Below are 23,988 nucleotides of genomic sequence, written 5' to 3'. Positions count from 1 at the left end.
GCTGTTGGCCAGCCCGCCCGGACCGTCGCGGCCGAGGACTCAGGCGGCCGGGGCCTCCAGCCGGCTGATGCGGAGGGCGCCCCGGGCCTCGTCGGGGTGGCGGCTCGTCATCGTGAGCCGGATCCGGGAGCCGCGGACGGCCTTGAAGGTGATCACGGTCGGGGCGTCGGAGGCGGTGGCCCAGTCGATCGCCGTGCCCTCCACGGCCCGCCATGCCCCGCCGTCCCACACCGCCACCTCGATCGCCGCGGGCAGGCTGTGCGTGGCGTCCACGGTGAAGGAGACGTCCACCCGGTCGAAGCCGCGGGTGCGTCCGTGGTCGACCGTGACCCAGTCCTCGGTGCGGGCGCCGTCGAAGGCGGGCAGCAGGGCCGTGGCCTGCTTGAAGAAGCCGTTGGACCAGCCGGTGGCCGGGTCGCCGTCGAGCATGGCGGCGGGCAGGGTGTCCGGACGGCCGGAGTAACTGGCGTCCGCGTGCGGGTAGTCGACGGGCGCCGGGTGCTCCGGCTCGAACACGGGCGGGGCGGTCACGGCCCGGTCCCCCGCCCGGGTGGCGCGTACGGTCGCCGTGCCGGCGCGCAGGCCGTCGGCGCGGGCGGTCACCTTCACCGTGCCCGCCTTCGTGCCGGAGCGGACGATGGCGAGGGTTTTGCCGTGGAAGGCGGTGCGGGTGCTCGCCTGGTAGCGCTCGGCGCTCTCCTGGCGGCCGTTGTCGAGCCCGGCGAGGGAGCCGCCCGCGACCTCGAAGGAGAGCAGGTGATCCGCGTCGGGCACCACCACACCGCGCCGGTCGACCACCTCGGCGGTCACGAAGACGAGCGAACGCCCGTCGGCGGCGAGGAACTCGCGGTCCGGCGTCAGGCGTATCGCGTGCGGGGCGCCGGCGGTGCGCAGCACGTCGGTGGCGACGGTCTTCCCGTTCCGCCGGGCGACCGCCTTCAACTCGCCTGGCTCGTAGGGCACTTGCCAGGTCAGATGGAGCTTGCCGGCACTGCCGTTCGGGCTGGTGTAGCTGCCGGGGTAGGGGCCGTCGGTGAAGTTCTTGTCGTCGCCGGTCGCCTCGGTCGTCTCCAGGTACGTGCGGCCGTCGACGGTCTTCTTGGTGTCGAACCGCCGTACGCCCAGGGACTTTCCGTTGAGGAACAGCTCGACGGTGTCGACGTTGGCGTACGCCCAGACCTCGACCGTGTCGCCCTCGGCGTGGTTCCAGGTCATCGGCAGCAGGTGGACCATCGGCTTCTCGGTCCACTGACTCTGGAACAGGTAATACATGTCCTTGGGGAAGCCCGCGGTGTCGACCGCGCCGAAGAAGGACGCCTTGACCGGGAAGACGTCGTACGGCGTGGGCTCGCCGATGTAGTCGATGCCCGACCACAGGAACTGCCCGGCGAACCACTTGCGGTCCCGGTCCTTCTTGTGGCCGTACTCACCGCTCATGGTCCAGGAGGCGAGATTGTTGTCGTAGGAGGAGGTCCCGCGCCTTCCGGGCGTGTGGTTCTCGCCGGTGTTGAGGTGTTCGGGCTCCTGGTACTCGCCCCGTGTCGAGGTCTCCGAGGAGGACTCGGACTCGAAGAGGAAGAGGTGCGGGTAGGCGGCGTGCAGCTGGTCCACCGACTTGGCGGTGTTGTAGTTGAGGCCGAGCCCGTCCAGCTTGGCCAGCATCAGGTCGGCCGCGGAGCCCTTGGCGGGGAGGCGGCGGTACTTGTCGGAGCCGATGATCAGCGGGCGGGTGTCGTCCGCGGCCCTGATCGCGGCGATGATCCGGTCGGCCATGGCGAGGCCGGCGGTGGAGGTGGAGTCGGGGACCTCGTTGCCGATGGACCACATCAGCACGGCGGGCGAGTTGCGGGCCGCCAGCACCATTTCGGTGGCGTCCTTCTCGCACCACTCGTCGAAGAACCGGCCGTAGTCGTACCGGTTCTTGCCGGTGCGCCAGCAGTCGAACGCCTCCACCAGCAGGACGACGCCCAGTTCCTCGCAGACCTGGATCACCTCGGGCGCGGGCGGGTTGTGGGAGGTGCGCAGGGCGTTGACGCCCATGGACCGCATGATCTCCATCTGACGGCGGACGGCGTCGATGCTGACGGCGGCGCCGAGCGCGCCCAGGTCGTGGTGGAGGTCGACGCCCTTGAGCTTGTGGTGGGTGCCGTTGAGGAAGAAGCCCTCGTCCGGGTCGAAGCGGAAGGTGCGGAAGCCGAAGGGCGTGCGGTAGGTGTCGGTGGTCCTGCCGCCCACGCGCAGTTGGGTGTGCAGGGTGTAGCGGCGCGGGGCCGCGATGTCCCACAGCTCGGGGCGCCGGACGGTGAGTTCGTGGGTCTCGGTCTTCTCGTCGGTGACGGCGACCGTGGAGGCGGTACGGGCGACCGTCCGGCCCTTCGGATCGACGATCCGGGAGACGACCTCGACGTCGGCGCCCGCGCCCGACGCGTTGACGACCGACGTGTCGATCCGTACGACGGCCCGTTCGGCGGAGATCTCGGGTGTGGTGACGCGGGTGCCCCAGCGGGCCACGTGCACCGGCTCGGTGATCACCAGGCGGGCCTCGCGGTAGATGCCGCTGCCCGAGTACCAGCGGCTGCTGGGGAGCCGGTTCTGGACCTTGACCGCGAGCACGTTCTCGGTGGTGCCGTCGGTGTGCACCAGGTCGGTCAGGTCGAGGGCGAAGCCGGTGTAACCGTAGGGGTGGCGGCCGGCCTCCTTGCCGTTGCAGTAGACGTGGGAGTCCATGTAGACGCCGTCGAACTCCACCGAGATCCGCCGGCCGGCGAGGGCGGGCGGCAGGGTGAAGGGCAGGCGGTACCAGCCGAGGCCGCCGGGGAGGAAGCCGGTGCCGCTGGTGGTGCCGTGTTCGGTGGTGGGGGTCTGCTCGATGCTCCAGTCGTGCGGGACGGCGACCTCGCGCCACCGGGAGTCGTCGTACCCGGGCAGGGCGGCGTCGGCATACGCGCCGGTCGGGTCGGTGATCCCGCCCTGGTTGACCAGCGCGAAGCGCCAGCCGTCGCGCAGGGCGACGGTGCGGCGGCCGGACGCGCCGCGCGTCTCCTCGGCGGCCCACGCCTGAGGGGCGCCCAGAAGTGTTCCGGCCGCGGGCGCGGCGGCGGAGGCGAGCAGGACCGATCTGCGCGTGACCGACATGACGGCTCTCTCTCATCAGGCCCAGAAGTACTCACAACTCATCGTGAACAAACAGATTCTGTCGAGGTGTCACACAGGGCCGTCAAGAGTGCGGCAGCGCCGTTCTGCCCCAGACGTCACATCGGCCGGAATCGCGCCTTGACCGTGCGGGCGGGCGGCACAGGGGTTGCCCGTCCATGCCGGGCGCCCACGGATTAGTCTGGAACTCAAGCGACCTCCCTGATCACTGTGAGTGTCCGTATGGAGTGGCGACGATGAGCCCGGACGAGCCGTTCGACGATGGCGTGGCCGCCCGTGCCGTCATCGCCGCCGACGGCACGCTCGCCGAGTGGAGCGAGGGCGCACACCATCTGCTGGGCCACACGGCCGCCGAGGTCCTGGGCCGCCCGGCCGCCGAGCTGCTGGCCGACGGAGCGGAGCCGCCGCCCGTGCCAGCCGACCCCCGCTGGAGCGGGACGCTCACCCTGCGTCACCGCGACGGGCACACGGTCTCCGCGTGGGTGGTCGCCCACCGCAGACCGCCGGACGGCCCGGAGGCGGCCGAGTGGCTCGCCGTGTCCCCGCCGGAGGCCCCCGGACCGGAGCTGCCGGACGACCCGCTGGTGCGGGCGGCCCTGACGCAGTCGCCCTGCGCCACGATGGTCTTCGACGAGCGGCTGCGGCTGCGCGGCGTCAACGACGCCATGGCGGATCTCCTGGGGCTGCCCGCCGACCGGCTGCGGGGCCTGCGGCCCACCGACATCGGCAGCCGGCCGCAGAACGCGGAGCTCGAGGAGTATCTGCGCCGCGTGCTGAGCACCGGCCGGCGGCAGGACATGCAGACGTACATGAAGGCCAGCGGCGAGAGCCGCGGTGCGCACGCCTGGCTGGCCCTGCTCGCACCGCTCACCGACGACTCGGGGCGGGTGCGGGGCGTGTGCGTGACGGCCCACGACTTCAGCGACCAGTACCGGTCACGGGAGCGGCTCCAGCTGGTCAACGAGGCGAGCGTGCGGATCGGCACCACCCTCGACGTCACCCGTACGGCCCAGGAGCTGGCGGACGTGTGCGTCCCGGCGCTCGCCGACTTCGTCAGCGTCGACCTGCTCGACGTACGGGAGCACGGCGGCGAGTCCGCCGGCCTGCCGGCCCCGCCGGTGAGCCTGCGCCGGGCCGCCCACCAGTCGGTCAACGCGGGCAGCCCCGAGGCCGTGGCCAAGCCGGGGCAGGTGGACGTCTATCCGGAGGGCTCCCCGCAGGCCGCCTCGCTCCTCGCAGGGCACACGGTCGTGGCCTCCCGAGCGGACGGCGGCGACCTCGAGAAGTGGCTGGCCTGGGACCCGGTCCGGTTCCGGCGGATCCGCGAGTACGGCGTCCACTCCACGATGTCCGTGCCGCTCCAGGCCAGGGGCTCGACCCTCGGGGTCGCGGTCTTCACCCGCTTCCGGCGCCCCGAGCCCTTCACCGAGGACGACGTACTGCTGGCCGAGGAGGTCACGGCCCGGGCCGCCGTCTGCATCGACAACGCCCGCCGCTACTCCCGCGAGCGCGAGACGACGCTCACCCTGCAACGCAGCCTGCTGCCCCGCACGCTGCCGCGCACCGCGGCGGTGGAGGCGGCCTCCCGCTACCTTCCCGCCACCCGCTCCGGCGTGGGCGGCGACTGGTTCGACGTGATCCCGCTGTCCGGGATGCGTGTGGCGATGGTCGTCGGGGACGTCGTCGGCCACGGCATCCAGGCCTCGGCCACCATGGGCCGGCTGCGCACCGCCGTCCGCACCCTCGCCGACATCGACCTGGCCCCCGACGAGCTGCTCACCCACCTCGACGACCTCGTCGTCCGGCTCTCCCAGGAGTCCGGCAGCGACGCCGCCACCGGGGAGGTCGGCGCGACCTGCCTGTACGCGGTGTACGACCCCGTGTCGCGGCGCTGCACCCTGGCCCGGGCCGGGCACCCGCAGCCCCTGCTGGTCCCGCCGGACGGGCCGGCCCGGCAGCTCGACCTGCCCTCCGGTCCCCCGCTCGGTGTCGGGGGGCTGCCGTTCGAGTCCGCCGAGGTGGAGCTGCGGGAGGGCAGTGTCCTGTCGTTCCACACGGACGGGCTGCTCGCGGGACGTGAGCGGGACGTCGACGCGAGTCACCGGATGCTGCGCGAGGCCCTGTCGGCCCCTTCCGACTCCCTGGACGAGACCTGCGACCGCGTGCTGCACGCCCTGCTCCCGCCGGGCGGCTCCGCCGACGACGTGGCCCTGCTGCTGGCCCGCACCCGCGGCCTGCCGTCCTCGCAGGTCGCGACCTGGGACATCCCCGCCGACCCGGCGCTGGTGGCCCCCATCCGCAAACAGGTCGTCGACCAGCTCGACCGCTGGGGGCTGATCGAGGCCACGTTCACCGCGGAACTGGTGGTGAGCGAGCTGGTCACCAACGCCATCCGCTACGGCGCCCCGCCCATCCGGCTGCGGCTGATCCACGACGCGTCCACGCTGATCTGCGAGGTGTCCGACGCCAATCACACGGCGCCGCACCTGCGCCGCGCCAAGACCTGGGACGAGGGCGGCCGCGGGCTGCTCCTGGTCGCCCAGCTCACCCAGCGCTGGGGCAGCAGGCACACCGCCGAGGGCAAGACGATCTGGGCGGAGCTGGAACTGCTCGACGCGATGTGACGAGATGTGAAGGGACGCGGTTTCCCGGTTGCGTCGGACACCCGAAGGGCATGGCCACAACGTCCCAGTCCGTACGCCGGGCGCTCATGCCCGCGAGTGCGGTCCGGCCCTCGGCACGCTGACCGCCTGTGGCAGCGAGCACCGCGCGGAGAGCGCCGCGCGGCAGTTGCCCGCCGCCGGAACCGGTACCCGCTGCCACACCTTCGAGCTGCGCGCCTGCGCCGGCCCGATGGATCCGGGGGCCGGGCAGCGGAACTTCCCGGTCGTGCTGACCAACGTCTCCTCGCGCACGTGCACCCTGCACGGCTGTCCGGGCACCGCGTTCGTGGACGCGTCCGGCCGGCAGCCGGGCCCCGGCCCCAAGCGCACCCCCGGCGAGCCCGCGACCGTGAAACTGGCGCCGGACGAGAGCGCCTGGGCCGGGCTGCGGTACGCCGCCCCCGACGTCAGTGGTGCCCGCACCGCGACTCCGGCGGCGCTGCTGGTGACTCCGCCGGACGGACGGAAGCCGCTGAAGGTGCGGTGGACGGCCGGTGTGCCGGTCGGCGGGAACGCGTCCTCGGTCTTCCTGACGGCGTTCGAGGCGGGCAGCGGGCCGTGCGGCCGGCAGGGCGGTCGTGGCTCTCTTACCCGCCCCTGTTTTCATGGGCGGGCACGACCTGATCACGTCGCGGAGGACGTCGCCCTGAACACCCTGCTCGCCGAAGTCCTGTCCGTGGCGCTGCTGGCCGCCGTGCTCCTGTGGGCCGTGCTCCGCCCGCGAGGGCTGCCCGAGGCGGTGCTGGCGGTTCCGGCCGCCGGGCTCGCGGTCGCCGTCGGAGTGATCCCGCCGGACCACGCGTGGGAGGAGATCCAGCGGCTGGGGCCCGTGGTCGGCTTCCTCGCGGCCGTGCTGGTGCTCGCCCACTTCTGTGACGTCGAGGGGCTGTTCACGGCGTGCGGGGCGTGGATGGCCCGCTGGGCGGCCGGGCGTCCCGCGCGGCTGCTGACCGCGGTGTTCGCGCTGGCTTCCGTCATCACGGCCGTGCTCAGTCTGGACGCCACCGTCGTCCTGCTGACACCGGTGGTGCTCGCCACCGCCACCCGGATGGGTGTCCAGGCCCGGCCGCACCTCTACGCGTGCGCCCATCTGTCGAACACCGCCTCGCTGCTGCTGCCGGTCTCCAACCTGACCAACCTGCTGGCCTTCACGGCGAGCGGGCTGAGCTTCACCCGGTTCGCGGCACTGATGGCGCTGCCCTGGCTGGTGGCGATCGGCGCCGAGTACCTGGTGTTCCGGCGCTTCTTCGACGACGAACTGGCCGCTCCTCTCCCCTCCCCCACCCCCGAACGGCCACCCGAGCTGCCGCTGTTCGCCCTGATCACCGTGGGCTGCACGCTCGCCGGGTTCGTCGTGGCCTCCGCCCTCGGGATCGCACCGGCGTGGGCCGCCCTGGCCGGTGCGCTCGTGCTGGCCGTGCGGGCGCTGCTGCGGCGGTCGGCCACCCCGCTGACGGTGCTGCGGTCCGCGGCACCGGCCTTCCTGGCGTTCGTGCTCGGCCTCGGCGTCGTCGTGCGGGCGGTCGTCGACCACGGGCTCGCCGACGCGCTCCACCGGGTGCTGCCCGACGGATCGGGCCTGCTCACGCTGCTGGGCGTGGCCGTGCTGGCCGCCGTCCTGGCGAACCTCATCAACAACCTGCCCGCGGTCCTGGTGCTGCTGCCGCTGACCGCGGGGGCCGGTCCCGGTGCCGTGCCGGCGGTGCTGCTCGGCGTGAACATCGGCCCCAACCTGACCTACGCCGGATCGCTGGCGACCCTGCTGTGGCGGCGGATCGTGCAGCAGCACGGACACCGGGTCGGGCTCGGGGAGTTCACCCGGCTCGGGCTGCTCGCGGTACCGGCCGCGCTGGTGCCGGCCGTGGTCGCGCTGTGGCTGTCGCTGCGCGTCGTCGGGGCCTGAGCGCGCGTCCGGTCAGCGGCGGCCGCCTCCGCCGCCACCGTAACCGCCGTCCCCGTAGCCGTAGCCCGGATAGCCGTAGCCGGGATAGCCGTTCTGGCCGTCCCCGTCGCAGGGGTAGCCGTAGTGGTAGCAGGCCGAGTCGGTGGGGGGCGCGCTGGTCGGCGTCGGCCGCGGTGCCGCCGACGGGGTTGCGGACGGGGTCGGTGTCGCCGTGGGCGTCTTGGAGGGCGTGGGAGTGGGTGTGGGCGTGGGGCGCGGCGCCGGGGCGGCGGCGTTCCAGTTGACGGCCTCCAACTGGAGGTCCGCCTTGGAGGTGTCGATCACCCAGCGCTGGAGCTCGTTGTCCGCCCGGGCCTTGAGGACCAGGGCTCCCGAGCCGTCGGTCGCGGCCGGAGCCAGGGCGAGGTCCTGGTTCCAGCGGGGCACCAGCGCGCCCTGGAGGGTGAAGTCGTAGCGGATGTTCTTGGTGTCCGGCTGGGACGCTCCCGTGCAGGGGGCCAGCCGCACCGAGTAGCCGAGTTGCGAGTCCAGGCACAGCTCGGGGTCGGCGCCGTTGCGCAGCAGGCCGTCGGTCTCGTACGTCCACTGCTGGGAGGCGGCCGAGGAGCAGGTGGTGAGCTCGGCCTCCGCGTCCTCGACGGCCTTGTTGCCCTCGATGCCGACGCACAGTCCCGAGGCGACGTTGTGCAGCCGGCCGCGCAGGGCGCCCTTCTCGGCGTCGCCCGCCCCGACCCAGGACGAGTCGCTCGTCGACTCGCCCGCACCTGAGCCGGGCGTCTCGGAGGGCCGTCCCGCACCGGCCCGGGAGGGACCCTCGCCGGAGTTGCCCAGGGACCACAGGGCCAGCGGGAGGACGACCAGGCCGCTGACGGTCAGGATGCTCACGGTGAGGTTGCGGCGGCGGGTGGAACGGCGGGCCGCCTTGTGGGCGGATCTGCGGGCCGCTGTGCGGGGGCCCTCGGCACGCGGTCCGGGGGTGGCTCCACTGGCCGGCGGGATGCCGGGCGGGGCGGGGAAGCCGTCGTGGGCGGGAGCCGGCGCTGCTTCCTCCGGCGCGGGGGCGGGTGGCGCGGCCGCCGTGCCGACCGGGTCGGTGAACGACTCCCCGGCCATGCCCGCGAGGACGACGGGGTCGGGGAAGGCCTCACCGGCCACACCCCCGGCGAGCGCGGTCTCCGCGGTGGCCGTCTGCGTGCCGGAACCCTGAGAGTGAGTCTGCGCGGCGCCGCTCGATCTGGCCTCCGCGTACTCCCGCCCGCCCCAGCCCAGCACCGCCTCGGCCAGGGCGAGGCCGAGCCCGTGGTTGAACCGGCCGAGCTGGTCCGCGGCGGCGGCGCAGTGCCCGCAGCCCTGGATATGCGCGCGTAGATCGGGGTCGACGTCGAGGGCGCCACGCCGGTACGTCACGTCGAGCAGGCGCAGATAGCGCCGGCACTCCTCGTCGGGCGCGAGTTCGCGGTGCACTTGGAGGCTCTCCTCGCGCAGCCGGTCACGGGCCCGGGCCAGTTCGACGCTGGCGCCCTCCGCGTCCAGGCCGAGCAACCCGGCGGGGACGGCGAGCGGTTCGGCCTCGACCTCGACGTGCCACAGCAGGCAGCGCGCGGACTGGGGCAGCCGCTGGAAGGCGCCGGCCAGCAGGCGCCGGTGCTGCTGCGGCAGCAGCCGGGCGGCCACCCGCTCCCCTTCCGCGGGCCCGGACAGCAGTTCCGGGTGAAGCATGTCGCGTCTGTGGTCGGTGGCCCACTCGGCCGCGACACGCCGTACGGTGACGAGCAGATGGGGCCGCCACGCGGAGGTGGGGCCGTTCTGGCGCAGGGTTTCGCCGAAGATCCGGGTGAACGCGGCGGTGGTGAGTATTCCGGCGGAACGCGGACCGTCGGTGCACAGCCGGGCGTAGGCGGAGGCCGCCTCCCAGTGCCGGTCCAGCAGTTCGCCGACGGGGTGAAGTGCGGGTGTCGCCCCTGTCCACTTCCTGAGCTCGGCGCTCAGTTGCTCGTCCGTCGCGCCGATCCTGCGGGCCGGACCCGGAAAATTCGACGGGCCTGCGTCGTTCACGGCTGCATTCCTCTCAAGGACATGCGGAATAAAAGTCCGTACCAAGGGGTATGCCGGCCCGGCGGCCTCGCGCATACGAAGAAAGGCGCGTTGTCCGGACGCCGACAAGGCACACCTTTGCACAGGTCAGCGAGAGGGAACAAGGGATCTCACGGTTTCGTCCATTGCGTACGCGGCAAGGACCTTTTGACAAAGCGTCAGTGTCTGGCGCGAAAGGGATTTCCGTTCTGTCCGCTCTGTTTTTTCGAGCGCGTTTTCGCCCGGCTCCGGACGTCGCCCGGAAACCATTGAACTGCCGGCTGCACAGCAGCTCACACCCCCGGGCGTTCCGGCGTGCCCTTTTCCGGATCTCCTCCCGGAACCAATGACCACGCCGCCGTTCAGTCCCGCGGACCGCCGTCAACGGCGTTCCGGTACGCCCCGGGAGGTGTCCCGTAGCGCTCGCGGAAGACGCGGTTGAAGTGGAACGGGCTGACGAAACCCGAGGCCGCGGCGACGCGTTCCACGGGCAGGTCGGTGGCCTCCAGCAGCCGGGCGGCGTGACGCAGCCGCGCCTCGCGCAGGGCCCGCATGGGCGACCGGCCGAGCTGCCGGCTGAACAGATGGGCGAAGCGGGACGGCGACAGGGAGACCTGCTCGGCCAGCGAGCGGACGGTGTGCGGGGCGCCCGGGTCGGCGTCGATCAGCGCCTGGGCCCGGTGGATCCGCGCGTCGAGGCCGGGACGGGGTGCCGTCGGCGGCCGGGCACCGGCGGTGGTGAGCAGGACGATCTCCTCCAGTGCGCACAGGGCCAGTTCGCGGGCGGCGCTGCCGTGCGCGACGGCGATCTGCCCGTCCGGGACCACCGCGGCGGGCGGTGCCCCGGCCCCGGCTGGCGGGCATCGGCGTGCATCCGCCGGAACGCCGCCTCGACACGGCCGTGCACTCCGCCCGGGACGGAGGTGACCACGTACACCCCGTCGCCCGCGTCGTACGGCCGCAGCCATCCGGCCCACGACGGGCGGGCCTGGCAGTGCGCCCACCAGAACCGCCAGCGCCGTGCGCCCGGGTCGACCGCGTAACCGTGCGGGGCCCCCGGGGCGAGTACGACCAGATGGCCCGCGCCGGCCGAGGTCTCCACCCCGCCCTGCCGGAGCCGTCCCCGGCCTGCCGTGGTCCAGGTGAAGAGCCAACTCGCGGCTCCCCGTGGGCGGTTGACGCCGTATCCGGGCGGCTGGTCGAAGTGGCCGAGCACGACCAGACCGGGCGGCGGTGCGGGGTCCCCGTCGGGCTCCTGCTCAGCAGTGCCGGGCAATCCGTCAGCACGCACGGACATCCCCCTCGGCGGCTCGGTGACCTAGCGTGTCGTGCCGGGGACCACTGACCGAGGAGTGCACTCATGACAGTCACGGGCAACGGCGCCGCCGGCGCTCCCATCCTGGACCCTGCCGCGCTCCGGCGGTACCGGGAGGGTTTCGAGGAGGACGGTTTCACAGTCGTGCGCGGGCTCTTCGGGGCCGACGAGACCGAGCGGCTGTGTGAGGAGTTCGCGGCGCTGCGTGCGGCCGGCCCGGTTCCCGGGCACTTCGAGCCGCGCGCGTCCGGCCCGGGCGCCGATCCGCTGCACGTCTGGCCGCGGGTGATGCACCCGCACGAGATCAACGACCTGGCTCGCGACGTCCTGCTGGACGCCCGGCTGCGGACGGTTCTGGAGGTGCTTCTCGGGGAGGAGGTCCTGGCCGCGCAGAGCATGTTCTACTTCAAGCCGCCGGGCGCCCGGGGGCAGGCGCTGCACCAGGACAACTTCTATCTGCGGGTGGAGCCGGGCACGTGTGTGGCGGCGTGGCTGGCCTGCGACGTGATCGACCGGGAGAACGGCGGGCTCGAGGTCGTGCCGGGCACGCACCGCATGGACCTGTTCTGTCCGCAGGAGGCGGATGCGGGGGTGTCCTTCGCCCGGGAGTACGTTCCGCCGCCGCCCGGCCTGGCCGCCGTGCCGGTGGACATGGAGCCGGGGGACGTTCTGTTCTTCAACGGCAGTCTGGTCCACGGGTCGCAGCCGAACCGGGCGGTGGATCGGTTCCGGCGGTCGTTCATCGGGCATTACGTGGGGCGGTCCGCGGAGCGGATCGGGGGGTTCTACCGGACGCTGACGATGAACGGGGCGAGGGTGGTGCTCCCGGAGAGTGAGGGAGCGGGGCCCTGCGGGACGGAGTTCGCGCCGCAGGGGCCCCACTGAGCGCAGGGCCGCTCCGGTTCCTCCAGCTCCTTGGTCGCTGAGCCGGAATTCCACGGCCGGGGCGAGCGGGCTCCAGGGCAGCAGGCCGACGCCCTGGTCACAGCCCCCAGATGACCGCCCGGCCTGGGAGCGGCCGGGGGTGAACGGGAGGACGCCGTGGCGGTACGACGGAGGACACTCAGGATCCTGAGCGGGGCGGCCGCGGCGTCCCTCGCTCTGGCCTCGACCGCCTGGAGCCGGCCGGTCCCGCTGCAGCCCGAGGCCCGGACCCCGGCACCGGCGGCGGCCGGGCGCGCGACGCTGTGCGCCACGGCGGGGGTCCTGCGCGGCCCGGACGGTGAGCGGGCCGCCGTCAGCCTGTGCGCGGGCAGCGGCACGCCGGTGATGGCGGTCCCGGCGCCCGCGACCTGCCGTCGCCCCGGGACGTCCGTCCGGTATGCCTGCCTCACGTCCGGCACCTGGACCGCGAGACGCGAGGGCGCGGCGGCCGTCTCCGGGACACTGCCCGGTTCGCAGCCGTACCCCGGCCCGGGGACGGACCACGTCACCGCCACCGTGCACGTCCGTTCCGAGCCGGCCGGTGGGGACCTGCGCGGCACGGTCCGGGCCACCCTCGCCTTGAGCGCGCCGTAGCCGAGGCCCACGCACCGCGTCGAGGTCGACCGGCGCACCCTGCGTACCGGCACCACGACCACGCTGACGTACCGCGTGTACCGCGACAGCGAACAGGGCGAGGACAGTGCGCGCTTCGGCTGATCGGCGAGGAGACGACGGGGGTGCGGATCAGCACGGCGGACGCCCGGTGCGTCGACCCGCTCGTCGGCAGCCATCCGCCGAAGGCCCGGCTGACGCACTCCGTGGACTGCGCGCTCACCGATCTCACGCCGGGGCGCCCGGCGACCGTGCGGGTGCGGGTCGCGCTGGCGTCGGCCTGTTCGACGGTGGTCTCGAAGCTGGGCTACTGGAGCCGCGCGGGCAGGCGCTGTACACCGGCGGCATGGTGGAGGGGCCCGCGGTCGGCTGCGACTGACCGTCAGTCGCGTTCGACCAGGTCCAGCGCCCGTTCCCAGCCGACCTCCGGCCGCCCGCCGTCCGCGTCCGGTTCTCCGGTGTACGGCTGCCCGAACCGTACGCCCATCCCCCGCAGCCGTACGAGACTGTCCCGGTAGGCGGGGTGGGAGGCCAGCGCGTCGGCCACGCACGGCAGGACGGCGATCGGCACACCGAGTCCCGCGACCTCGCACAGGGTGCCCAGAGCGAGGGTGTCGGCGATGCCGGCCGCCCACTTGTTGACGGTGTTGAAGGTGGCGGGCGCGACGACCACGGCGTCGGGTGCCGGGAACGGGCGCGGCTCGCCCGGCGTGCGCCAGGCGGACCGGATCGGCCGGCCCGTCCGGGCCTCGACGGCCGCGGTGTCGAAGAAGCCGTTCATGGCGACGGGCGTCGCGATGACACCGACCTCCCAGTCGCGCTCCTGCGCGGCGGTGATCAGTTTGCCGACGTCCGCGGCGATACCGGCGGCGCAGACGACGACGTAGAGGAAGGGCTTCCGGGCGGCCTGTTCGGTCATCCCGGAAACCCTAGCGACCCAGCCGGGCTCACCGGACGGGGAAGGTGGCTCCGTGCTCCGGCTCCGGCCGCGGGCCGAAGATGCGGCGCTCCCGCTCCTCGATCGGTACGTCGTTGATGCTCGCCTCGCGGCGGGTCATCAGGCCGTGCGCGTCGAACTCCCACAGTTCGTTGCCGTAGGAACGCCACCACCGGCCGTCGGTGTCCCGGCACTCGTACTGGAAGCGGACGGCGATGCGGTTGCCGTCGAAGGCCCACAGGTCCTTGCGCAGCGCGTACTCCTGCTCGCGCTGCCACTTCCGGGTCAGGAACTCGGCGATCTCCAAGCGGCCGGTGAGGAAGGTGTCGCGGTTGCGCCAGACGGAGTCCTCCGAATAGGCGAGGGCGACCTTGTGCGGATCGCGGGTGTTCCAGGCCTCCTCGGCGGCCTGGACCTTCTGCGCCGCGGTGTCCCGGGTGAAGGGCGGCAACGGTGGGCGGTCGGTCATGGGTCCTCCCCGGTCGACAGCGGAGAACGATCGTTCTCCGCAGCGGCTGCTACCGTAGGAGAACGCTCGTTCTCGCGTCAAGGGGTGGTCGTACGTGGACAGCGCAGTGGCCCGGGAGCGGGCGCTGGACGCCGCCGAGGAGCTGTTCTACGGGCGGGGTGTGCGGTCCGTCGGCATGGACGACGTCCGCGGCACGTCCGGGGTCTCGCTCAAGCGGCTCTACCAGCTGTTCCCGGCGAAGGAGCAGCTGGTGGAGGCGTATCTGGAGCGGCGTGACGCGCGCTGGCGCGGGCAACTGGCCGAGTACGTCGAGCAGTACGGGGAGCCGCGGGAGCGGATCCTGGCCGTGTTCGACTGGCTGGGCCGGTGGTTCGGCGAGCCGGGTTTCCGGGGCTGTGCGTGGATCAACGCGTACGGGGAGCTCGGCGCGACGTCCGCGCGCGTGGCCGGTCAGGTGCGCGCGCACAAGCGGGCTTTCCGGGACTACCTCGCCTCATTGGTCGACGCGGCGGGGCTGCCCGGCGCGCTGGCCGGGCAGCTGTTCCTGCTCGCCGAGGGTGCCATGGTCACGGCGGGTGTCACCAGGAGCGCCGAGCCCGCGGCCGAGGCGCGGGAGGCGGCCCGGCTGCTCCTGAGCGCCGTGTGAGGGACTGATCCGCCAGGTGTCAGCTCACCGTCTCGGAGACGGTGATGGCGCTCACCGGGCAGGCCCGGGCCGCCTCCCGCACCAGAGGGCTGCCGCCGCCGTCCTCCTGGCCGGGCAGCAGGGCGCTGTAGCCGTCGTCGTCCTGGGTGAACACGTCCGGGGCGGTGAGGGCGCACTGGCCCGCGCCGATGCAGACGTCCTTGTCGATGTCGATGTGCATGTGCGAAGCCTCTTACCAGATCACGGGGAGTTCCAGCATCCCCTGGATCGTGTCGCCCGGTTTGAAGGGGATCTCCTCGGCGGGAGCGGCCAGGCGCAGTGTGGGCAGCCGGTCGAAGAGGGTGTGCAGGGCGATCTCCAGTTCGGCGCGGGCGAGGTTCTGGCCGAGGCACTGGTGGATGCCGAAGCCGAAGGCGACGTGGTGCCGGGCCGGGCGGTTCCAGTCCAGCGTGTCCGGGTCCGGGTAGACCGTCTCGTCGCGGTTGATGACGGAGGTCGCGAAGACCACGCCGTCACCCTTGCGGATCGTCGTTCCGGCCACCTCGATGTCCTCGACGGCCAGGCGCAGCAGACCGTCGGCGATCGACAGCATCCGCATCAGCTCCTCGACCGCGGCCGGCAGCAGGCGCGGGTCGGCGCGCAACTCGGCGAGCCGCTCGGGGTGCTGGAGCAGGGTGTAGGTGCCGAGCGAGATCATGTTGGCGGTCGTCTCGTGGCCCGCGACCAGCAGGATCAGCGCCAGCGCGATCAGGCCCTCGCGGTCGAGCGCGCCCTCGCGCAGCTGCCGGTGGACCAGGTCGTCCAGCAGGCCGGTGCCGGGGTCCTGCCGCTTGCGGTCGATCAACTCGCCGAAGTACGCCTCCAGCCGGTCGCGGGCGTCCTCCACGTCGGAGGTCTCCGGGCCGCGCAGCAGCCGTCGTGACTGGGTCTCGAAGAAGTCGTGGTCGGCGTACGGGACGCCGAGCAGGGCGCATATCACCATGGACGGCACGGGCAGCGCGAAGGCGCTCACCAGGTCCGCGGGCGGGCCCTGGGCGATCATCGCGTCGAGCCGTTCGTCGACGATCCGCCGGATCCTCGGCCGGAGTTCGACGGCCCGTTTGAGGGTGAAGTCGCCGACGACCATCCGCCGCTGGGTGCGGTGCTCGGGGTCGTCGACGCCCAGCAGGGCCGTTCGGCGGTTCTTGATCCCGGCGAATCGCCGGGTCGGGGCGGGGAAGCCGGGCCGGCTGCGGTTGGAGGACAGGCGCGGGTCGGCCAGCAGCGCGCGGGCGGTCGCGTGTCCGCTGACCAGCCACGCCTCACGGCCGTCGAAGAGGGTGATACGGGTCAGGGGGCGCTCGCTGCGCAGCGGATCGTAGGCGGCGGGCGGCTGATAGGGGCAGGTCCGGCTCTGTGGGAAGGCGACGGGTGCGGTCGTGTCCGTCATGAAGACCTCGCAGACGAAGTGTGCGTCGTGCCGATCTTCATTAGATGCCCCAGGCACCTATAGGGCGACGCGAAGTTCGGCCAGATCGGCGGCGGCGGCAACATGGCCGAGGACTGCCGTCTTTCAGTTCGAACGCCGCGGTCGGGGGCCGGGGTGGGCGAGCTGGGCGCCGGAAGCGGAGGTGCGCCGACGCTGGTTCGAAAACCGGTTGTCGGTGGGACGGGACAGGGCCCAGGATCCAGCCATGCCTACGTTCGCCGTCCTTCCGCCGTTGTCCGCCGCCGCTCCTGCCGCGCGCCGACAGCAGCGGTCCGGCCGCCGTGGAGGGCCGACGCCGCCGCGGTCATGACGGCAGCGCTCGTCGCGGGGCTGCTCGCCGGGTACGGCATCGCCGTCCCCGTCGGCGCGGTCGGAACGTACCTGGTCTCCCTCACCGCCCGCACGTGCCTGCGCACCGGTGTATGCGCCGCGCTCGGCGTCGCGACCGCCGACGGGCTGTACGCCCTGGCGGCCACGCTCGGGGGCACGGCCCTGGCCGGCGCGCTGCGGCCGGTGCTCGGGCCGCTGCGGTGGGTCTGCGTCCTGGTGCTGCTCGCGCTGGCGGCGTGGGGCGCGGTCACCGCCGTGCGCGAGTACCGCGGGCACCGGCTCGCCGCGCGGACAGCCCCCGCTCACCCGGGTCCCGCCCGGGCCTACCTGGGGCTGCTCGGGATCACCCTGCTCAACCCCACCACGGTGATCTACTTCGCGGCACTCGTGCTCGGCTCCCAGGCGACGGGCCCGGCCTGCTCTGGAGCAGGGCGTCTTCGTGCTCGCCGCCTTCGCCGCCTCCGCGAGCTGGCAGGTGCTGCTCGCCGGGAGCGGAGCCCTGCTGGGGCGGGCGCTGACCGGTCACCGGGGCCGGCTGGCGACGGCGCTGGTGGCGAGCGGGGTGATGACCGTTCTGGCCGTGCGGATGGCGGTGGCGCCCGGGTGAGGTGCGCGACCCGGCCGGGATGCGTCGCGCTGCGGATGATTCGCGGACGGACCGGTGTTGAAGGCGGGTGCCAGTCAGCCGTGACCGACGATGGGACGGACGCCATGCCTCTTGAGGGCGAGTACGAACCCAGCCCGACGCAGTGGGTGCGCAAGCAGGTGGACCTGTACGAGAGCTCCGGCGGCACGGAGGGGACGACGCTCCAGGGCTCGAAGATGCCGGTGGTCGTCCTCACCTCACGGGGGGCCAGGAGCGGCAAGCTGCGCAAGACACCGGTGATGCGGGTGGAGCACGAGGGGCGTTACGCCGCGGTCGCCTCCCTCGGTGGCTCACCCAAGCACCCGGTCTGGTACTTCAACATCAAGGCCGATCCGCACGTGGAGCTCCAGGACGGCCCCGTGAAGCAGGACATGATCGCCCGTGAGGTCACCGGCCGGGAGAAGGCCGAGTGGTGGGAACGCGCCGTCGCGGCGTACCCGGCATACGCCGACTACCAGAAGAGGACGGACCGGGAGATACCGGTGTTCGTGCTGGAGCCGGCTGACGGCGGGTGAGTCCCCGGGGGCTTCGGGCGCGCCCCGGGGTGATTCCGGCCGGGCGGAGGTCAGCCCTCGGGTGGTCCGGCAGCGGTCCGCCGCCCAGGCGCCATGCCTCCGGCCGCAGGGGCGAAGCGGCCACCGCCTGTCCGCCGGCGGGCAGGAGGCGAAAGCGGCCACCGCCCGACCGCCGACGCCCGGGGCGTCGGGCGCGCCCGCACCCCGTAGTCGCTCCTTCGGGATCCGGCCGGAACGACGACTTCCCCGGCCCGCCGAAACAACGACACCCAAAGCGGGCCGCAGAAGCCGCATCCCTGTCCGGGGTGGTCGGCGAAAAACTTCTTTGGGGCGTTGCATGAACCGCCCGCGACGGGGCACGCGTGGGTCAGGCCCCGCCGCGTTCCCCCGTCGCGGCGGGGCTTTCTGCTGCCTCCCGCGCGTGACGGTCGGTGACGTCGAGGAAGATCTGGTCGGCCTCGGGGACCGTTCGGGCTATGGAGCGCTTGATGCGGACGGCGACGTCCTCGACACGCTCGCTGTCCAGGCCGGGCACGAGGTCGACGCGGGCGGCCACGAGGGCCGAGTCGAGGCCCGTCTTCATGGTGAACAGCGCCTCCACGCTGTCGATCTCGGGCTGTGCCCGCAGCAACTCCCGGATCCGCCCGCGCGCCTCCCGGTCGGCCGCCTCGCCGATCAGCTGGTCGCGGGCGTCACGGCCCAGCCTGTAGGCGACGTAGACCAGCAGCGCGCCGATCGCCAGGGAGGCGGACGCCTCCCACACCACCTGGCCCGTGGCCATGTGCAGCGCCATACCGGCGATGGCCAGCGTGACGCCGAGCACCGCGGTGCCGTCCTCGGCCACGACCGTGCGCAGGGCGGGATCGCGCAGCCCGGCGCCCCTGCCGCCCTGCCGGCGCACCTGGTACAGCGCCCGCAGCAGAGAGGCGCCCTCCGCGAGGAGGGCGATACCGAGCACGATCAGACCGGCGACATAGCCGCCGAGTTCCTCCTCCCCTCCGCTCGCCAGAGCCTCGAAGCCCTGGAAGAAGGAGAAGCACCCGCCCATGACGAAGATCCCGACGGCCGCGAGGAGCGACCAGAAGAACCGCTCCTTGCCGTAGCCGAAGGGGTGACGCCGGTCGGCGGGGCGGCGGCTGCGGCGCAGGGCCGCCAGTAAGAAAACCTCGTTCAGACTGTCGGCCACCGAGTGGGCCGCCTCCGACAGCAGTGCCGGCGATCCCGCGGCCAGGCCGCCGACCGCCTTGGCCGCCGCGATCACCAGGTTGGCGGCGAGCGCCACCAGCACGGTGACGCGTGTCCTCCGATCAGATCCTTCTGTACTCACCCACGCCGATTGCCCCGGTCGGCGGTGCTCACACCGTGCCGTCGGCGGAAAAAGGGGAACGCGTTCACCAGGGCACACGCACGACAAGCAGGCCACACGTACGCCGAAGGAGGTCATGCCCATGAGCCGCGACGACGGCGACGACGGCAACAGCGCCTACGGAAGGAGGTCGTTCAAGCGGTCCAAGGCGCATTTCACGGACCGGATCACCGCCGACGGCCGGGACGGCTGGCCGGTGGAGGCCGGCCGCTACCGTCTGGTCGTCAGCCGCGCCTGCCCGTGGGCGAGCCGGTCGCTGGTCTCACGGCGGCTGCTCGGCCTGGAGGACGCTCTCTCCCTGGCCGTCGCCGACCCGATCCAGGACGACCGCAGCTGGCGCTTCACACTGGACGAGGACGGCCGCGACCCGGTCCTCGGCATCCGCTGTCTGAGTGAGGCGTACGACCGCCGGGAGACGGACTACCCCGGTGGTGTCAGCGTGCCGGCCGTCGTGGACGTGCCCAGCGGGAAGCTGGTCACCAACGACTACCAGCAGCTGACGCTCGACCTCGCGACCGAATGGACGGCCCTGCACCGGGAGGGCGCGCCCGATCTGTATCCGCAGAAGCTGCGCGACGAGATCGACGAGGTGATGGCGGACGTCTACGAGGACGTCAACAACGGCGTGTACCGGGCCGGTTTCGCCACCGAGCAGAAGGAGTACGCGACCGCCTGCGCGGGCGTGTTCCGGCGGCTGGAGCTGCTCGCCGGGCGGCTGGAACGGCAACGGTACCTCGTCGGGGACACCATCACCGAGGCGGACATCCGGCTGTTCACCACGCTGGTCCGCTTCGACGCGGTCTACCACGGCCACTTCAAGTGCAACCACTGGAAGCTGACGGAGAACCGGGTGCTCTGGGGCTACGTCCGTGACCTGTACCAGACGCCCGGGTTCGGCGACACGGTCGACTTCGACCACATCAAGCGGCACTACTACCAGGTGCACACCGGCATCAACCCGACCCGCATCGTGCCCCTGGGCCCGGACCTGTCCGGCTGGCTCACCCCGCACCACCGTGAGGAGCTGGGCGGCCGGCCGTTCGGCGACGGCACCCCGCCCGGGCCGGTCCGCGCCGAGGAGCGGATCCCGGCCGCGCACACACCCTGACCACTTCCACCCACCCTCAGCTCTCAAGGAGATCCCCGTGGCCAAGAAGAAGAAGATGTCCCGCGCCTACCAGCCGCTCGGGTTCGTGCTCGGCTGGTCGGGCGGCTGGCTGGCCGGGCTCGCCTTCCGCAAGACGTGGATGGCGATCCGGCACGAGGAGGACGCGCCCGACGCGCTGGACAAGGACCGCGGCTGGGGCGAGGTCCTGCTGGCCGCCGCGATCCAGGGCGCCATCTTCGCCGTGGTGCGCAGCGCCGTGGACCGCGCGGGCGCCAAGGCGATCGAGCGTTCGACCGGCACGTGGCCGGCCGGCGAGAAGGGCGGCCGGGACTGACGCGGCCGGCACCTACGACGCGGCCCCGCCCGGCCCCGTGCCGGGCGGGGCCGGCTTGTGTACTCAGCCGTCCGATCCCGGTCGTCTGCCGCCTGCGCGACGTGCCGGTCCCCGAGTCCGCGCGGTGGCGCCGCCGGCCGGTACCGTCTTCGCCCGAGGAACCGGTCGGGTTCAGCCCTGCTTGGGTGCGGTCGGCGCGGTGCGGCGCAGGGTGAAGGAGTGGCCTGCCGGGTCGGCGTAGCCGCGCTCCTCCAGGGGGCCCGAGGCCTCCTTGGCCTCCAGCGGACGGCCGCCGAGGCTGATGACCCGGCGTTCCACCGCGTCGAGGTCGTCCACCACGAACTCCAGGTGCGCCTGGAGGGAGTTCTCGGGGCGCGGCCAGCTGGGCGGGGTCGCGTTGACGTCCCGGCGCAGGGCGATCCGGAAGCCGTCGGCGCTCTTGATCTCCACCCGGTTGGCCGTCGCGTCCGACTCCTCCCCCTCCAGCAGTTCCTTGTAGAACACGGCGAGCTTCTCGGGCTCGGCACAGTCGAGCACGAGGACCCCCGCTTTCACCAGTGCCATGTCTCCTCCGCAGGATCCCGGCCGCCGGACGTTCGTGCCCCGCGGCCCCGTACCTTGCGGATATCCCCGTCCGGCCGATTCAGTCGGCCGTCAGCCACCGTCCGTCGCGCATGAGTTCGCGGCCGTCCAGCTCGTCGGCCTCCCGCCAGGCCTGCACCCGCCGAGGCACGACGCGGAAGTAGAGGTACGGCGTGGCCAGCAGGCGGGGGTCGAACCCGGTTTTGGCGGCGAAGAGTTCGGCGTCCTGCTCGGTCAGCTCGCCGGGCTGGACGGTCTCGACGGTGCCCTCGACGAGCACGACGTCACGGGTCGGCCCGATGCCGACGCGGGTCCGGCCGGTCGCGGCGAGGTTCCGTCCGGTGGGGCTCGACGCGGGCGTGGCGAACAGGAGATACGAGCCGTTCCAGAGGAAGGACAGCGGGACGAGGTACGGAGTCCCCGACGTGCCGTCGGCCGTGGCGACCCAGGCGTCCACGTCGTGTTCCAGACGGTGCAGGGTGTCCTTCGTGCGCTGCTCAGCAGTGCGTACGGGTGCGGACGTCATCGTCGGTGCGCCTCCTGGAGAGTCGTTGGAACGGACTCCGACCAGTGTGGCGTTCCGAAGCGTCGAAGGCTCGGCGGACAAGCCGCTACCGGGTGAGGGACGAGGGAGTATACGCAGCTCATGTGCTTTGAGCAGTAACGGAGATCACGGCACGGTCACGGAATGGCTTATTCACGCCGTGGGCAGCCTCGTACCGCTTCTCGGTTCAACTTTCGGACTGCGAAGCCCAGTTCGAGTGCGCGGACGGTCACGGCACCGTCCGTTCGCAGGAGTGGGGGACTCTGCGGTCCGTCTCCCGAAAGGAAGCGCATGCCTCAGGACGTCCGGTTCGACCTCCCCTTCGACACCCCTGTCAGCTACCCACACGCCTCGGGCGAAGTAGCACGTCTCGGATCCGGTGGTCGCGCTACGCCTGACGGGCCGCGAGTGCTTCCTGATCAACACAGCTGAGGCGGCGATGCGGGTGCTCGCCTTGCAGCAGGAGTGCCGTCAACGCAGCAGTCGTGCCCCTCGCGGTCGTTCGTAACAGGAGCCAAAGCCGGTCGCGTGAGTCCGGCTGTCCGGCGAGACCGTCGCGGAAAGTACAGAAGTTTCCCGGACACGGCCGGTCAACGACCACGGTCGATCGATTCCGTTGCCAGGACCACAGCTTATTGGGAGACCGGTGTGAAATCTCGAGTCGCAGGTGCTGTTCCGAAGGCGTCCGCCGGCAGCTCGCTCCCGGCGCAGCCAAGCGCCCAGCTCCAGCCCACGGAGGCGGGGGACACCCTGGCCCGCCTCTTGGTGAAACACATCAATGGGAGCACGGAGCCGTACCGAAGGTCCCAGAACGCCGCTCAGCAGCGGCTGAACGCATTCGGCTCCCCCCACTCCAGCACCACGCTGCGTGTGGAGGGAGCCCTCCATCTGGCGCGGCCCGCGTTCCTCCCGCCCGACGAGGAGGGCTACGCCAGGTTGAGGCACCTCGACACCAGCCTGCGCCTGATCGAAGCAGCCTTCCCCCAAGTCAGCACCGACGTTGAGGTCTGCAGACTGACCTGCACGATGCTGGAAGGGGCCTGGAGGAGCCGGGCACTCACCCCGCCGCGCGAGGAAGAGCAGACAACCGTCTGCGCCTGCCCTCTGTGCCGTCGGCTGCCCACGCCCCCCGCACGCACGCTGGACGACTACCGTTGGCGGCAGAGCGCCGGTCGTCCCCTCGCCGTCAAGACCTGGCCATACCGCCGGGAACTCGACAGTGTCCTGACCGGTGGATGGTCCTGGACCCGGCAGATGAACGACCTCGAACGAGACCTCGGCCACCGCCACCGCTTCGAAAACGACATTCTCGTCTTCCACGAATACAAGCGCGTGATCGACACCATCGACACAACGCGCCTCACCCGACACGTCGAAGGCCGCCTGGCCGAGAATTTCAGCACCAACAGCGCACGGGCCCTGGTCTCCGGACTCTTCGCAGCCCACAAGCGATCCGTCGACGAGTACTGGCTCCAACAGCACGACGCGGGCAGCGTCATGCTCCCCCAGACCAACCCGCTCAACCAGAGCACCTACTCAGCCCTGCAGATGCTGGACTGCCTGTTCTGGCACGTCGCCCCCGACACCGAACTCTGGCAGGAAGAAAACCTCGCCTCCCTGCTGCTGTGCCGCGTCATCGACGACATGGCCGATGTACGAGCCGACGCCCTCACCGGCGAGATCAGCAACTTCTGGCTCGCCGAAATGCCCACCCACACCAAGGCGCTCTACGCTGCCTGCGCGATAGCCCTCGTCAAGTACGGCTGCATGCCCGAGGCCCACAGCCCGATGTGGAACACCTGGCTGATGACCACCACCATCGTCTGGATGGGGCTCACGGGCCGCCACGCCCTCTGGTTCGACGGCATCACCCAGGGCCTCCCCCCGGCCGAGGAGTGCCCGCTGTGCGACCTGCAGCCCAACCCATGCACCGGCATCCTCACCCACGGCACCACCCTCACCATCGCTCCGCGGCCCACCACACCGGCACTGAGCACCCGGACCGCCGAGCTGTCCGCACGCTGCCGAGCCCAGTCCCCCCGGACATGGCCTCTGTTCGACGCCGAGCTCCATGCCTTCGAAGCACTGCACGGCCCCTGGTACGGCAACACGGACAGCACATGGGAGATCTTGCGCCGCACCTACATCGCCGCCGTGGAGGCATCCAGCGCCGCACCATCGCCAGACCGCGCCCGTCGCGTCCAACAAGACGCCGGCGTAGTCGGATCCGAGAGGTTCCACACCCTGCACGACCCTCAGACCGGGAGGGAAGACACCGCACTGCTCGCCTACATGTTCGGCTGTGCCCACCCGCATTTCCTCTGGAACGCCACGGGATACCGTCCCACGGGCGTCGCAGGCGACTGGCTCGACGGCTGACGCCTCGATCCTGAAGGCTCG

At 72.2% G+C, this 23,988-nt stretch carries 18 protein-coding genes and 3 pseudogenes; 11 read left to right on the top strand and 10 right to left on the bottom strand.

From position 1 onward, the window contains the following. Positions 1-39: 39 nt before the first annotated feature. Positions 40-3,135: a glycoside hydrolase family 2 TIM barrel-domain containing protein gene (locus V8690_RS39755; protein WP_338784865.1), complete on the bottom strand. Its 3,096-nt coding sequence runs from the start codon at positions 3,133-3,135 to the stop codon at positions 40-42. 254 nt (positions 3,136-3,389) lie between these two features. Between V8690_RS39755 and V8690_RS39750 the strand changes: the two genes are divergently transcribed. From V8690_RS39750 to V8690_RS39740, 3 genes and pseudogenes are all read left to right on the top strand, one after another. Beyond that, a complete protein-coding gene (locus V8690_RS39750; RefSeq protein ID WP_338784864.1) occupies positions 3,390-5,777 on the top strand; it encodes a SpoIIE family protein phosphatase in 2,388 nt (795 codons plus the stop codon). 229 nt (positions 5,778-6,006) lie between these two features. Beyond that, a pseudogene (locus V8690_RS39745) lies at positions 6,007-6,267 on the top strand (DUF4232 domain-containing protein); the annotation flags it as partial. Between the two features lie 195 nt (positions 6,268-6,462). Continuing rightward, positions 6,463-7,719, top strand: a complete 1,257-nt coding sequence (locus V8690_RS39740) for an arsenic transporter (protein WP_338785633.1) — start codon at positions 6,463-6,465, stop codon at positions 7,717-7,719. 12 nt (positions 7,720-7,731) lie between these two features. Here the strand turns inward: V8690_RS39740 and V8690_RS39735 are convergent, their stop codons facing one another. Both V8690_RS39735 and V8690_RS39730 read right to left on the bottom strand, forming a co-directional pair. Next, positions 7,732-9,774 carry a ricin-type beta-trefoil lectin domain protein gene (locus V8690_RS39735; protein WP_338784863.1) on the bottom strand — a complete coding sequence of 681 codons (2,043 nt, stop codon included), beginning with the start codon at positions 9,772-9,774 and terminating at the stop codon, positions 7,732-7,734. Between the two features lie 380 nt (positions 9,775-10,154). Further along, positions 10,155-11,089, bottom strand: a pseudogene (locus V8690_RS39730) (helix-turn-helix domain-containing protein). Between the two features lie 63 nt (positions 11,090-11,152). Here V8690_RS39730 and V8690_RS39725 point away from each other — a divergent pair. Further along, positions 11,153-11,992, top strand: a complete 840-nt coding sequence (locus tag V8690_RS39725; protein ID WP_338784862.1) for a phytanoyl-CoA dioxygenase family protein — start codon at positions 11,153-11,155, stop codon at positions 11,990-11,992. A gap of 156 nt (positions 11,993-12,148) precedes the next feature. After that, complete coding sequence (locus V8690_RS39720) at positions 12,149-12,625, top strand: hypothetical protein (RefSeq protein ID WP_338784861.1); 477 nt, start codon at positions 12,149-12,151, stop codon at positions 12,623-12,625. 400 nt (positions 12,626-13,025) lie between these two features. Here the strand turns inward: V8690_RS39720 and V8690_RS39715 are convergent, their stop codons facing one another. Beyond that, positions 13,026-13,562, bottom strand: a complete 537-nt coding sequence (locus V8690_RS39715; RefSeq protein ID WP_338784860.1) for a flavoprotein — start codon at positions 13,560-13,562, stop codon at positions 13,026-13,028. A gap of 28 nt (positions 13,563-13,590) precedes the next feature. Continuing rightward, positions 13,591-14,049, bottom strand: a complete 459-nt coding sequence (locus tag V8690_RS39710) for a nuclear transport factor 2 family protein (protein WP_338784859.1) — start codon at positions 14,047-14,049, stop codon at positions 13,591-13,593. 94 nt (positions 14,050-14,143) lie between these two features. On the opposite strand from V8690_RS39710, the gene V8690_RS39705 reads away from it, so the two are divergent. Then, positions 14,144-14,695, top strand: coding sequence for a TetR/AcrR family transcriptional regulator (locus V8690_RS39705; protein WP_338784858.1), 552 nt, complete (start codon positions 14,144-14,146; stop codon positions 14,693-14,695). Positions 14,696-14,714: 19 nt separating this feature from the next. On the opposite strand, the gene V8690_RS39700 is transcribed toward V8690_RS39705, so the two are convergent. Both V8690_RS39700 and V8690_RS39695 read right to left on the bottom strand, forming a co-directional pair. Beyond that, positions 14,715-14,915, bottom strand: coding sequence for a ferredoxin (locus tag V8690_RS39700; RefSeq protein ID WP_086559662.1), 201 nt, complete (start codon positions 14,913-14,915; stop codon positions 14,715-14,717). A 12-nt stretch (positions 14,916-14,927) separates the two neighbouring features. Beyond that, positions 14,928-16,124 carry a cytochrome P450 gene (locus V8690_RS39695; RefSeq protein WP_338784857.1) on the bottom strand — a complete coding sequence of 399 codons (1,197 nt, stop codon included), beginning with the start codon at positions 16,122-16,124 and terminating at the stop codon, positions 14,928-14,930. Positions 16,125-16,469: 345 nt separating this feature from the next. Between V8690_RS39695 and V8690_RS39690 the strand changes: the two are divergent. Continuing rightward, a pseudogene (locus tag V8690_RS39690) lies at positions 16,470-17,100 on the top strand (LysE family transporter). 104 nt (positions 17,101-17,204) lie between these two features. Continuing rightward, positions 17,205-17,654, top strand: coding sequence for a nitroreductase family deazaflavin-dependent oxidoreductase (locus tag V8690_RS39685; RefSeq protein WP_338785631.1), 450 nt, complete (start codon positions 17,205-17,207; stop codon positions 17,652-17,654). Between the two features lie 367 nt (positions 17,655-18,021). Here the strand turns inward: V8690_RS39685 and V8690_RS39680 are convergent, their stop codons facing one another. Then, positions 18,022-19,068, bottom strand: coding sequence for a cation diffusion facilitator family transporter (locus tag V8690_RS39680; protein ID WP_338785630.1), 1,047 nt, complete (start codon positions 19,066-19,068; stop codon positions 18,022-18,024). A 34-nt stretch (positions 19,069-19,102) separates the two neighbouring features. On the opposite strand from V8690_RS39680, the gene V8690_RS39675 reads away from it, so the two are divergent. Then, positions 19,103-20,128 carry a glutathione S-transferase C-terminal domain-containing protein gene (locus tag V8690_RS39675; RefSeq protein ID WP_338784856.1) on the top strand — a complete coding sequence of 342 codons (1,026 nt, stop codon included), beginning with the start codon at positions 19,103-19,105 and terminating at the stop codon, positions 20,126-20,128. A 37-nt stretch (positions 20,129-20,165) separates the two neighbouring features. Then, entirely contained in the window at positions 20,166-20,462 is a 297-nt protein-coding gene (locus V8690_RS39670) for a DUF4235 domain-containing protein (protein WP_338784855.1), read from the top strand. Between the two features lie 171 nt (positions 20,463-20,633). Here V8690_RS39670 and V8690_RS39665 read toward each other — a convergent pair whose 3' ends face one another. Further along, positions 20,634-21,026, bottom strand: coding sequence for a VOC family protein (locus tag V8690_RS39665; RefSeq protein WP_031117767.1), 393 nt, complete (start codon positions 21,024-21,026; stop codon positions 20,634-20,636). A 79-nt stretch (positions 21,027-21,105) separates the two neighbouring features. Further along, positions 21,106-21,570, bottom strand: a complete 465-nt coding sequence (locus V8690_RS39660; protein WP_338784854.1) for a pyridoxamine 5'-phosphate oxidase family protein — start codon at positions 21,568-21,570, stop codon at positions 21,106-21,108. 546 nt (positions 21,571-22,116) lie between these two features. On the opposite strand from V8690_RS39660, the gene V8690_RS39655 reads away from it, so the two are divergent. Further along, complete coding sequence (locus tag V8690_RS39655) at positions 22,117-23,967, top strand: hypothetical protein (RefSeq protein WP_338784853.1); 1,851 nt, start codon at positions 22,117-22,119, stop codon at positions 23,965-23,967. The last annotated feature ends 21 nt before the right edge of the window (positions 23,968-23,988 follow it).

It is taken from the genome of Streptomyces sp. DG1A-41 (assembly GCF_037055355.1).
Taxonomy (GTDB): domain Bacteria; phylum Actinomycetota; class Actinomycetes; order Streptomycetales; family Streptomycetaceae; genus Streptomyces.
The sequence above is the reverse complement of the archived record's forward strand: the minus strand, read 5'-3'. Positions and strand labels throughout refer to the sequence as shown.

Excerpts from the sequence above, each read along its gene's own strand:
- V8690_RS39755 (WP_338784865.1), bottom strand. The coding sequence starts at position 3,135 with ATGTCGGTCACGCGCAGATCGGTCCTGCTCGCCTCCGCCGCCGCGCCC.
- V8690_RS39750 (WP_338784864.1), top strand. The coding sequence starts at position 3,390 with ATGAGCCCGGACGAGCCGTTCGACGATGGCGTGGCCGCCCGTGCCGTC.
- V8690_RS39725 (WP_338784862.1), top strand. The coding sequence starts at position 11,153 with ATGACAGTCACGGGCAACGGCGCCGCCGGCGCTCCCATCCTGGACCCT.
- V8690_RS39715 (WP_338784860.1), bottom strand. The coding sequence starts at position 13,562 with ATGACCGAACAGGCCGCCCGGAAGCCCTTCCTCTACGTCGTCGTCTGC.
- V8690_RS39710 (WP_338784859.1), bottom strand. The coding sequence starts at position 14,049 with ATGACCGACCGCCCACCGTTGCCGCCCTTCACCCGGGACACCGCGGCG.
- V8690_RS39700 (WP_086559662.1), bottom strand. The coding sequence starts at position 14,915 with ATGCACATCGACATCGACAAGGACGTCTGCATCGGCGCGGGCCAGTGC.
- V8690_RS39695 (WP_338784857.1), bottom strand. The coding sequence starts at position 16,124 with ATGACGGACACGACCGCACCCGTCGCCTTCCCACAGAGCCGGACCTGC.
- V8690_RS39685 (WP_338785631.1), top strand. The coding sequence starts at position 17,205 with ATGCCTCTTGAGGGCGAGTACGAACCCAGCCCGACGCAGTGGGTGCGC.
- V8690_RS39675 (WP_338784856.1), top strand. The coding sequence starts at position 19,103 with ATGAGCCGCGACGACGGCGACGACGGCAACAGCGCCTACGGAAGGAGG.
- V8690_RS39665 (WP_031117767.1), bottom strand. The coding sequence starts at position 21,026 with ATGGCACTGGTGAAAGCGGGGGTCCTCGTGCTCGACTGTGCCGAGCCC.
- V8690_RS39660 (WP_338784854.1), bottom strand. The coding sequence starts at position 21,570 with ATGACGTCCGCACCCGTACGCACTGCTGAGCAGCGCACGAAGGACACC.